This is a genomic window from Thiocapsa sp. C2-2m, from assembly GCF_041903745.1.
In the GTDB taxonomy this organism is placed as follows: domain Bacteria; phylum Pseudomonadota; class Gammaproteobacteria; order Chromatiales; family Chromatiaceae; genus Thiocapsa; species Thiocapsa roseilacustris.
The window spans coordinates 79,523-89,295 of record NZ_JBBWVD010000027.1 but is presented as its reverse complement, the minus strand read 5'-3'; the positions used below and the strand labels follow the sequence as shown (position 1 = coordinate 89,295).

Genomic DNA, 9,773 nt, shown 5'->3' with positions numbered 1-9,773 from the left:
CAAGACGCATCTCGGCGACTCCATGCTGGCCCGGCGACGACAGGCGTTCAAGGCGCCGAAGCTCGACATGAAAACGGCATGAAAGTTTTGATGGGAAAGCCTGGGCGATTGAACATCCTAGCCACCGACTGCCATCGAGCGTGAAGGTCGGTGTCGGCATCCAAAATGATGCCCAGCGCTCCGATGTCACTCTCTTTGAGGCGAACACCGATGCCATCAATCAAAGCATCCTTGCCGCCATACGGCTTGATGCATTCGATCTCGCCGAGCTTCCGCCTACCGCAGATGTGTTTGACGACATGCGCGTCATCCGGGCCTTCGACCATCAGAACACGCGTTTCGGCCATGGCCTATCTCACCTCGACCTGATCGCGGGTCACGATCTCCAACTCCTTTTCCGTAAACAGCGTTGGGATGATTTGGCCGTCCTTTCTGGATAGCCGAACCAGCACCCCGTCCTCAGGACTCTCGGTCGCCGCCTTCTGGAAGGCGCGTACGGAATCCCAGCTATGAGACGTTGCGAACACCTGGACGTTCAGGTCCCTGGCTAGACGAAAGACAGTGTGCCAGATGTCGGTCTGGATCGAGTAGTGAAGGCCATTCTCGATTTCATCGACAAGCAAAACCCCGTTACGAGCATTGCAGAGCGACACGATCACACCAAACAAGCGATTCATACCATCCCCGAACGTACGCAATGGCAACGGCTCGGGATACAGGCTGCTTTTCGCGATCGCCTTTCTTGAACCGCCGTTGCGATGATCACTTCCAATCATCGTGACAGCCTGAATGTCCGGAGAGATGACCTGCAAAGCCTTGACGACCTCTTGATCGGCGTCCGTCAGGGTAATAGCATCCCATAAGGCGCCCATCTGGCTCGTGGAGCGAGAACTAAAGGGATCCACATAGATGCAGGGTCGAGAGGCAACGTCGGGCTCCGGCCTCATCGCGTACCTGCGCGGAAATTTGTCCAAGGGTATGACTCGCGTCCTTGCTGCGATCTGGATCTGTAGGGCAGGGAAACTGTCGACGTCGTCCAAGGCATCGCTTGATGCCGGTTCGAATCTCATCGACGGCCCCATAGGATCACTCTTTCTGATGAACCAATTGATGTTGACATTGATGCGGGAAATCGATTCAGGTAAGGAGCCGACAGCCGAGATCGAGAAACCTTTCGCGCTTCTTGCCAGATCGGGGAAGCCGTTAAAAAGATTGCAGAACGGCTCCAAATCTGTTTGGGAATAAAGGCGCTCTGCGTCATTGGCGGAGCCAAGCTCCTCCCGGTAGTCGAGGATTTCATAGAGCGTTCCCGGCGCGCCACCCGTGATAAGAATCCGGATAGCTTCAAGCAGGGAGGATTTGCCCGAATTATTCTTGCCGGTTATCAGGTTGACCTTACCAAGACCATTAATCCTCAAGTCGGCGAAAGCACGGAAGCCGCGGACTTCACAGGTTCTTATCAGCGCTGTCATCGTTGCTCCTTTTCGGAAGTCATCCACAGTTTACACGTCTTTCGAGAAGGTTAGGACAACCGCATTTTAAGAATGCTCAAGGAGTTGCACCATGGTCTTGGCAGAGACGATTCGCGTGCTTGCGTGAGAGCCGAGGGCAAGCAGATCACTCTTGTCGCCGGTGACCAGATAGTCTGCGGCGCCAGCTTGGGCAATGGCCAACAGGAAATCATCGTTCGGGTCCGGGGACACCGTGACCCTGGGCAAGGGATCACACATCGTCGCAAGCCGACGAATGTCGTTGACCATCCTGCCGATCTCGCTCGCCGTCAGGCGAGCTTTGAAAAACGGTCGTCTCGATACCCTTTTTAATTCATCCAGTTGCTGCTCGGCAGATGCCAGGTGAAACCGCCCGTGTCGTCAGGCTTCGTAGAGCCGATCCGGCGGCGTTCCGCGAACCATCAAGGCCGACAACAGGATGTTGGTGTCGAGAACCAGGCGCACAGACCGGCGCTACGGACTCTGGTCACGCATTTGGGCGCGTACCTCGCGCGTGGCCTCGTCGATCATCGCCTCCAGGACATCCGGCGAGAGATCTTGATTGCGATCCTTCACGACCTGCACGGTGCGGTCCAGCATCCGCCAGCGCACCGCATCCTCGACGAACTTCGAGAGATCGCCTTTTTTCATGCCTTGCGCGCCAAGGAAACCGCGCAAAGCGAGATCGGTTTCTTGAGAGACCTTGATCGTCCAGCGCACTGCCTCTGTCATGCTGACTCCTAAGCGGATAAACGTCTATCCGTCATTTATGGCGTAGAGCTCGGGTCGCGGGCCAGGTCTTGAGCACGGATATCATGTCGATGCTTTGGCGCGAGCGGCGGCGCCGGTTTGCGTGTCGATTATGGTGGTTTGGGCTCTGCTGGTGAGTTTGCCAGTGAGCATCGGAACCGCCTCGTTGCGCGTTACGGTGATGGTCTCGGTTTGGAGTCATCTGATCGAAGGATCGCGTCGAGGTGTCGCTGGACGACTTGCAGGACCTCCGCGCTGACTCGGCCCAAATGGACAGCATCGCGCGAGTCGATCGTGGCAATCTTGGCCGTACGCACGACCGAAGGAGCTGGCAAGCCGGCCAGGGTGATGTCCGCGATGTCCACGTCGCCTTCCCAACCGCGGTTGGCGGCGCTGGTAATCATCAGTACCCAGGAAAGCCCATGCCTGCGCTGCAAGTCCGAGCTGGAAACAATCAGTGCAGGTCGTCGCTGCCGGGTCGGGCGATCCGTGTAGGGGAAGGGAACTTTGATCACCTCTCCCGGCAGGAATGTCGCGGATGGGTCAGAGATCGGCATAGGCTTGTCGATCCGCCTCCGAATCCCATTCGTCGAAGGTCTTGAAAGGGTCATCGCCCTGGACCGCTCGGGCCTTGGCCAAGAACACCTGACCATCGTCGATGCGGTAAAGGATTTCGTCGCCCGGACGCAGTCCGAGCGCCGCACGCACCGCCTGAGGAATGGTGGTTTGCGACTTGCTGGTGAGCTTACTGGTCAGCATCCCGACACCTCGTGGACAGCTCAATGACGACTGAGCTCTCAAAGTAAGGAGAATCCTTGTAGTGGTCAACCAATGATGTCGTCTGGATGAGCCTGTGACCCCGCCCGCCCGTTGATCGGGCGATTACCCCGACGCCTCCGCGCGACTCAGTGGCTCAGCGAAGTCGTAATTGACGCTGCTGGCATGGAAGTCCGGCTCCCGGCGGAACGGTTGTCGAAGTCGCAGCTCGCCCATCAAGAGAGAACAGCTCCGCATCGGTCCGCGATGCGCAGTCCGAGCGCAAGAAAGTCCTTGTAGGCGTTGCGCACTGCCTCGCCATGCGCACCGATGGCTCCGTCTGCGGGTTTCAGGGCGAACACGGGCTTGCGCGCCTCCATCGCCATCGGCATCAGGCTGCGGTAATGCTTCAGCATAGCCAGGCAGTAGGGATCATCAGACGCGTTGAAGGACGTGCTCGTGGGCTCGTCGAGCACGGATTCGCGGTACTCCGCCGGAAAACGGTCGATCCAACGCTGATAAGCCTTCGGAGGAAGGCTGCCGCGCACCCCGTGCTGCATCACCACATAACCCAACGGCTCGATTTTGCCCTCGGGCATGGCCAGTTCCGGATCGGGATTCTTGCCCGCCAGCTCCTGCCAGCTTGCCCGCCAGGTACGCAGTGATGGCCCCAGGTTGCGCAGTCCCTGCAATGAGAAGAGGTCGGGACCGAGCGGGATGACGACATGGCGGCTTGCGATCAACGCCGCGCGATTGATGGCGCCGAGATTGGGACCAACATCGATCAAGACCCAGCTTGCGTGATGGGTTTCGGCGGCCTGCTGCACGCCTCGATAAAACGCAGTCGTCGTCCGATACGCAGACTCGTCCCGGTTGTGGCAGCGCGGCCAGGCGTCCGAGAGCTTGTCTTCAAAGGTCGACAAGGCGAGGTCACCGACTACCAGGCCGATGCGCGAGTCGATAACCTCGATATGTGGGGTCTTGACGTCGCCCAGACCACGAATAATGGGCCGTAAGGCGCCGAAGATGGTGTTGGGATGCTCGCCGTTCGGCCATAAATCTTCCAGCGCATCCTCGGGCAGGAACATGGCTGTCAGGTTGGCTTGCGGATCCAGATCTACTGCTAGCACCTGTTCGCCGCGGTCCGCCAGCATCCAAGCAAGGTGATAGACGAGTGTTGTCTTGCCGACGCCGCCCTTGTTGTTGAAGAAGGCGACCGTCTTCATGCGCGCCTCCGCAGGGTGGCGAGCAGGTAGCCGGCATCGAATTGGAACTCCGCCGCGGGACTGCCGTTTTTCTCCAGCGCCGCCTGGGCGCGCAGCACACCTCTACCATAGCGATTGACATAACCCAGAGCCTTTAAAGCCTCGGCAACAACCGGGTTGCGATAACTGGTTTGTCGCGGAAAGTTTTCGCGTGATGCCTCGCCGTAGAGTCCGCCGGGGCTCTGAATCTCCAGACGATCTTCCAGCCAGGTAATGCGAAGCGGAGCGGTCGATGCGTAATCCCTGTGCATGACCGCATTCATCAGCAGCTCGCGGACGGCGATCCGTGGATAGGATTCGACATTACGCTCGCGCAGGGTCGACTCGGGCGCCGGGAACTGGGTCAGCTGCGCATCAACCAGGGCATCAAGCTCGCGGAGCACCGTTAACAAGTCGCCGTATAGAATCTGATCATTGAGGATCTCCGCATCGAGCGAATCGCCACCCACGCGCAGAAACTGGATGTAGGCACCCGGCAACCAAGCCCGAACATCGAGCCCGAATAGGAGGACTCCACCATGAGTCGGGCACCGATGCGCCAGATCGAAGAAGCGCAGGGAAGCGAGCTGGTCATCAACCGAGCGATTGTTTTCCGCAATCACCTCTTGGGCCACGGCGTGCCGGCGGTAGTCGATCAGGAAAAGCGGCAGTGCCAGATCCTCGAGTTGACTCCCAAAACAGGGTAACGCATCGAATGTCTTCGCATGGGAGATCCGGCGTTCGATGAGAATCCTTTCCTCATGCTCGGTGGCGTATCCGCGCCGAGGGCCATTGCGGATGCAGACGCGTCCCCTATAACGCACGGGCGGAAGGAGCGCGGGCTGCACGGTGACCACAGCGGCTTCACCATCCGTGGTCACGAGTTTCTCGACGATGATGGCCGGGAGAGGTTGGATGTTGCCGTCGTCGCGCAACGCCGCGAGATTGCGAAGAAGCGCGTCGGTCACTCGGATACCGCCGAACTGGCCATTATCCCGAATGCCGATGATCAGATGACCAGGCTTTCCATGATTTGGCAGATCATTCGCAAAGGCACAGACGGCCTCGGCGAACTTGTCGGTATCCGTCGTCGAGACGGTGAGTTCGACTCGGTCCGCCTCGTGATCGGCGATCAAGGCGAAAAGCTCTTGCTCGGTCATGTTCAGCTCGGTGTGTTGGATTGCGCAAGTAGTTCAGCGAGGGCGTAGTTCACACTCGTCACGCCGAAATCGGGCTCGCGCCGGAATGGCCGGCGAGCATAATGGACACGGTGAGCGTCATCGTCGAGAAACTCAACAATCGCAAGGATGAAATCGTCGGGCTTGTTCAGCGAGTAGAGAACCTCGTTGCGCGTCACGGTGATGGTCTCGGCGCCCGCGATCCGGCCCTTGACCTCGATGAAGCGCAGCTTGCCGGTACCGGGGACGCGGCTCTCGATATCGTAACCGAGCTTCTCGAATTCGCGGTCAGTCGGCTCGAAGCCGAGGCCGCGCTCGACCGCCATGACGATGGCGCGGGCGCGGGCAGCGCTGGCTTTGGTGTCGATCGGATGGGTCGGCGCGGTGCCGGCCTGTCCGGTCATGGCCCGGATCAGCCCGATCGGGACAACGAGCAGACCGCCGAGCATCACCGGCGGCAGCGGCGAGAGCTGGGCTTCGAGCTTCAGATCCGCTAGGCGTTTCTGCAGCCGGCCTTGCAGGAGATCCGCCCGCTTACGCGCCTCCCCGGAGTTGACCTTGGCGTTGGGCTTGCCGGCAGATTCCTGGAGCTTCAGCTCCTCGGCGCGATGGTCCCAATAGGTGATCTCTTTGGTGAGGCGGTCCTTCACCGCCGCCTCGGTCTTGGCAATCAGGTCGAGCTTGCGCGCCTTTACCTCGGCCAGATGCTCCGGTACCACTTGGGCGATGGCGTGACCCTGGGCCTTCTTTTCCAGCTCGCGGTCGATCCAGCGGCACTCGGGTCGGTCGAGGATAGCGTCGATGCCGGGTTCGTCCGGAGCCGGCGGACGGTAGTCCAAATAGGGCGCGTAGGAGAGGCGAGAAAAGAGGAGTGAGGAGTGAGGAGTGAGAAGAGAGAAACGAGAAGAGAGAAGTGATGAGTGAGCCCCTGTTTGGACATCGGCGTTTAAGTTTGGCGTTGTTTGCGGCGCATGACTGTCAACATCCGGCTCACCTCGTCCAGTAAGCCGCGAAGCACCGCCGTCTCCTGCTTCGGAAACCAGCCGAGATCCTCGCACAGGGTCAGGAGGGTCTCCGTTTCCGCCAGCGAGGCATGGGCGATCGCCAGGAACTGCGTCTTTTCGCGGATCCCCTCTCTCGTCCATCCCTCCGCGATGTTCGCCGGCATTGAAACCGCGGATCGCGTGATCTGGGAACGCATCCCGTACATCTCTTCCTTCGGAAGACGCGGGACGAGTCGATAGACCTCCCGCGCCACGAACATGGCCTTCTGCCAAACCACTGTCTCTCGATAATGCATCGCTCCCCCTCTCGCTCCTCACTTCTCTTTTCTCGCTCCTCACTGCTCTTTTCTCGCTCCTCACTGCTCTCTCCTCACTCCTCGCTTCGACAAAAAGCATCCGCTTGGAAACGATGCGGCGCTCCCCCGCGCGGGTCAACCCAGCATCCTGGATGGCGTGCTCCAGATAGAAGACCACGCGCGGCGCGGTGCCGAGGTCGCGCTCGTCCACCAGCAGGGTGCCGCGCTTGAGCAGATCACGGTTGCGCTCCAGGGTGAGATCGATGACGGCATCGAGCAGCGGATGGCCGGGGCAGACGAAGGCAGCCAGGGGCTGGCCCTGCGGGGCGACCAGGAATTTGTCGAAGGCGATGCGCTCGTAGCGCGGCAGCACCGGCTCGCCGATGCCGATCAGGCGGTCGCGGTTGCGCACGGCGGCGGGGACGTGGGTGATCTCGTAACGCCGGGGCTCACGCTGCTTGACCGTGCCGCCGAGTCGCTTGAAGGCATCAAAGAAGAAGGATTCGATGTAGTGTGGTTGCAGACGCCGGGCATCGGCCCGTTCCATGTCCTCGCGGATACGCTGCACGCCGCTGGCATCCATCGCATCGTGGGCCAGAACGCGCTCTTCGAGTAGGCCCTGCAGGTGACCGCGGTCGAGTGCCGTATCCAGCACGGTGGTGAGGAACGCCTGGACCTCGGGCCGCTCGCCGTAGCGGATCGCCTCGATCAGCAGATCGCGCAGTGATTTGCCCTCGAACTGGAGCTTGCCGAGCACGTCGAAGACCTGCCCGCCGAGGGCTTCGCGGGCCTGCTCAAGCTTTTCCAGCAGTCGGCGGTAGACGTCACCCTCGCGGGTCTCCTCGGCGACCAGGTTCCACAGGTGGCAGACCTCGGTCTGGCCGATGCGGTGGATGCGCCCGAAGCGCTGCTCCAGGCGGTTTGGATTCCAGGGCAGGTCGTAATTGACCATGAGATGCGCGCGCTGCAGGTTGATGCCCTCGCCCGCCGCGTCGGTGGCGAGCAGGACCTGGACCTCGGGATCGTGCTTGAAGGACTCCTGGACCTTGAGGCGCGCCTCGCGGCCGATCCCGCCGTGGATGATGACCACGGCATCCTTGCGGCCGAGCAAGGTGGTGATGCGACCCTCCAGGTAGTTCAGGGTGTCGCGATGCTCGGTGAAGATGACGAGTTTCTGATGCGGCGAGGGCTTGGGCGGCGCGATCGGACCCGCGCCATAGGGCACCTTGGGCTCCGCGGCGCGATTGGCCAGGCCGGCGGTGGTAAAGATCTCGCCCAGCAGGCTGGCCAGCTCGCGCCACTTGGTGTCGGTGCCGCTGCGGCGGACGGCGTGCGCTTGCCCTTCGAGGTGCTGGAGCGTGGCGATCTCGATGCGCAGCTCGGCGATCGAGCGTGCCGCGGTGGCTTGGTCGAGGATGGTCTCTTCGAGGGCGGCGACTTCGTTCTCGGGGGCCTCGTCCAGGTCGTCGACGTCGTCGCTGTCCAGCGCCGGGAGGGACGCTGCCAGGATGGGCGCGGCTTGGCCACCACGCTGCAGCACTTCCAGCTCACGCAAGCGGCTTTCCAGACGTTCGCGCCGACGGCGCAGCGATTGGTAAATGGCCTCGGGGGAGGAGGCCAGGCGCCGTTGCAGGATGGTCAGGGCAAAACCGACGGTGCCGGCGCGTTTGTCGTTCTCCAGGGCCTCGGCACGATTGAACTCCTCGCGCACATAGGCGGTGACGGCCTGGTAGAGGGCGGCCTCGGCATCCGAGAGCTTGTAGGGAACCGTGTGGGCGATGCGCTCGGGGAAGAGCGGCGTGCCGTCGAACGTGAGCAGGCTCTCCTTGACCATCCGGCGCATCAGGTCCGAGACATCGGCAGTGTGCACGCCGTCGCGGAACTTGCCCTCGAAGCGGTCGCCGTCGAGCAGCGCCATGAAGAGCTGAAAGTCTTCCTCCTTGCCATTGTGGGGGGTGGCCGACATCAGCAGGAAGTGACGCGTCAGGGTCGAGAGGAGTTGGCCGAGGCGGTAGCGTTTGGTGTATTTGACCTCGTTGCCGAAGAGGGTGGCCGACATCTTGTGGGCTTCGTCGCAGACCACCAGGTCCCAGCGGCAGTCGGGGGCCTGGAGCTTCTGCTGCACCGCCTCGTTGCGCGAGAGCTTGTCGAGTCGGGCGATGACCAGGTTGGTTTCGAGGAACCAGTTGCCGGTGCGCGCCGCTTCGAGCTTGTCGTTGGTGAGGATCTCGAAGGGCAGATGAAAGCGCCGAAACAGCTCGTCCTGCCACTGCTCCGCGAGGCTGCCGGGACAGACGATCAGGCAGCGTTGCAGGTCGCCGCGGGCGATCAGCTCCTTGATCAGGAGCCCCGCCATGATGGTCTTGCCGGCGCCGGGATCGTCGGCAAGCAGGAACCGCAGCGGCTGGCGCGGCAGCATCGCCTCGTAGACCGCGGTGATCTGGTGCGGGAGCGGATCGACCAGCGAGGTGTGCACCGCCAGCACCGGGTCGAACAGATGCGCCAGGCGGATGCGGTGGGCCTCCGAGACCAGGCGGAACAACGCGCCGTCGCCGTCGAAGCTCCAGGGCCGGCCCAGCTCCGCCAGTTCCAGGCGGGACTCGTCATCGCGGTAGAGGATCTCGTTCGCAACCTTGCCGGCCGGGGTCTTGTAGGTCAACTCCAACGCATCCGAACCGAACCACTCAACGCGGACGACCTCGACGAGCGCGTCCGGAAGGATGCCTCGGATCACGGCGCTGGGCTGAAGCTGTTCGAGCTGCATGGTCGGCTGACCCTCCTGTTGTCCCTGGAGTCTCGAACGCACCGGCGCGATGAGTCCGGACTCGGATGGTATACGCCAAGAGGACGGCGAACCAGTGCGATGGGTCAAGGGGCGGTCGAGCCGGATGGATCCGCTTCGGTGAGAGTCTTCTCCCCGAGCATCCGACAGATGTCGATGAAGTGCTCTTGAGCCGATGCGCGCTCGGTGAGGGTGACGCCCTGCCACTTGGCGATGAAGTCGTCCGGGGACATGGGTTCCTCTCCCTTGTTGACGCCCTGGCTCAAGCCGTCG

The 9,773-nt window shown here is 61.6% G+C and carries 9 protein-coding genes and 3 pseudogenes; all 12 read right to left on the bottom strand.

Annotation, left to right across the window (positions count from 1 at the left end; translation table 11 throughout):
- Positions 1–47: 47 nt before the first annotated feature.
- Positions 48–347 carry a DUF3226 domain-containing protein gene (locus tag AADX97_RS19905; protein ID WP_374235682.1) on the bottom strand — a complete coding sequence of 100 codons (300 nt, stop codon included), beginning with the start codon at positions 345–347 and terminating at the stop codon, positions 48–50.
- 3 nt (positions 348–350) lie between these two features.
- Positions 351–1,472, bottom strand: coding sequence for an ATP/GTP-binding protein (locus tag AADX97_RS19900; protein WP_374235684.1), 1,122 nt, complete (start codon positions 1,470–1,472; stop codon positions 351–353).
- A gap of 66 nt (positions 1,473–1,538) precedes the next feature.
- A pseudogene (locus tag AADX97_RS19895) lies at positions 1,539–1,856 on the bottom strand (putative toxin-antitoxin system toxin component, PIN family); the annotation flags it as partial.
- 108 nt (positions 1,857–1,964) lie between these two features.
- The gene (locus AADX97_RS19890; RefSeq protein ID WP_374235686.1) at positions 1,965–2,222 is read right to left on the bottom strand and encodes a ribbon-helix-helix domain-containing protein; all 258 of its coding nucleotides are present in this window, start codon (positions 2,220–2,222) and stop codon (positions 1,965–1,967) included.
- Positions 2,223–2,413: 191 nt separating this feature from the next.
- The gene (locus AADX97_RS19885; RefSeq protein WP_374235688.1) at positions 2,414–2,797 is read right to left on the bottom strand and encodes a type II toxin-antitoxin system PemK/MazF family toxin; all 384 of its coding nucleotides are present in this window, start codon (positions 2,795–2,797) and stop codon (positions 2,414–2,416) included.
- The gene (locus AADX97_RS19880) at positions 2,784–2,999 is read right to left on the bottom strand and encodes a type II toxin-antitoxin system PrlF family antitoxin (protein ID WP_374235690.1); all 216 of its coding nucleotides are present in this window, start codon (positions 2,997–2,999) and stop codon (positions 2,784–2,786) included. The genes AADX97_RS19885 and AADX97_RS19880 overlap by 14 nt, the downstream gene beginning before the upstream one ends.
- Positions 3,000–3,232: 233 nt before the next feature.
- Positions 3,233–4,222 (bottom strand): ParA family protein, encoded by a 990-nt coding sequence (locus AADX97_RS19875; RefSeq protein WP_374235692.1) that lies wholly within the window; start codon positions 4,220–4,222, stop codon positions 3,233–3,235.
- Complete coding sequence (locus AADX97_RS19870; protein WP_374235693.1) at positions 4,219–5,400, bottom strand: ATP-binding protein; 1,182 nt, start codon at positions 5,398–5,400, stop codon at positions 4,219–4,221. Before AADX97_RS19870 ends, AADX97_RS19875 begins: the two co-directional genes overlap by 4 nt.
- Positions 5,401–5,402: 2 nt before the next feature.
- A pseudogene (locus tag AADX97_RS19865) lies at positions 5,403–5,747 on the bottom strand (DUF3883 domain-containing protein); the annotation flags it as partial.
- 617 nt (positions 5,748–6,364) lie between these two features.
- Positions 6,365–6,682, bottom strand: a complete 318-nt coding sequence (locus AADX97_RS19860) for a four helix bundle protein (RefSeq protein ID WP_374238637.1) — start codon at positions 6,680–6,682, stop codon at positions 6,365–6,367.
- 976 nt (positions 6,683–7,658) lie between these two features.
- A pseudogene (locus AADX97_RS19855) lies at positions 7,659–9,482 on the bottom strand (DEAD/DEAH box helicase); the annotation flags it as partial.
- 104 nt (positions 9,483–9,586) lie between these two features.
- Positions 9,587–9,733 carry a hypothetical protein gene (locus tag AADX97_RS19850; RefSeq protein ID WP_374235695.1) on the bottom strand — a complete coding sequence of 49 codons (147 nt, stop codon included), beginning with the start codon at positions 9,731–9,733 and terminating at the stop codon, positions 9,587–9,589.
- Between the last annotated feature and the right edge of the window lie 40 nt (positions 9,734–9,773).

Bases quoted from the DNA above. Each gene is read 5' to 3' on its own strand.
- AADX97_RS19880 (WP_374235690.1), bottom strand. From the start codon at position 2,999: ATGCTGACCAGTAAGCTCACCAGCAAGTCGCAAACCACCATTCCTCAG.
- AADX97_RS19900 (WP_374235684.1), bottom strand. From the start codon at position 1,472: ATGACAGCGCTGATAAGAACCTGTGAAGTCCGCGGCTTCCGTGCTTTC.
- AADX97_RS19870 (WP_374235693.1), bottom strand. From the start codon at position 5,400: ATGACCGAGCAAGAGCTTTTCGCCTTGATCGCCGATCACGAGGCGGAC.
- AADX97_RS19860 (WP_374238637.1), bottom strand. From the start codon at position 6,682: ATGTTCGTGGCGCGGGAGGTCTATCGACTCGTCCCGCGTCTTCCGAAG.
- AADX97_RS19875 (WP_374235692.1), bottom strand. From the start codon at position 4,222: ATGAAGACGGTCGCCTTCTTCAACAACAAGGGCGGCGTCGGCAAGACA.
- AADX97_RS19850 (WP_374235695.1), bottom strand. From the start codon at position 9,733: ATGTCCCCGGACGACTTCATCGCCAAGTGGCAGGGCGTCACCCTCACC.
- AADX97_RS19885 (WP_374235688.1), bottom strand. From the start codon at position 2,797: ATGCCGATCTCTGACCCATCCGCGACATTCCTGCCGGGAGAGGTGATC.
- AADX97_RS19905 (WP_374235682.1), bottom strand. From the start codon at position 347: ATGGCCGAAACGCGTGTTCTGATGGTCGAAGGCCCGGATGACGCGCAT.
- AADX97_RS19890 (WP_374235686.1), bottom strand. From the start codon at position 2,222: ATGACAGAGGCAGTGCGCTGGACGATCAAGGTCTCTCAAGAAACCGAT.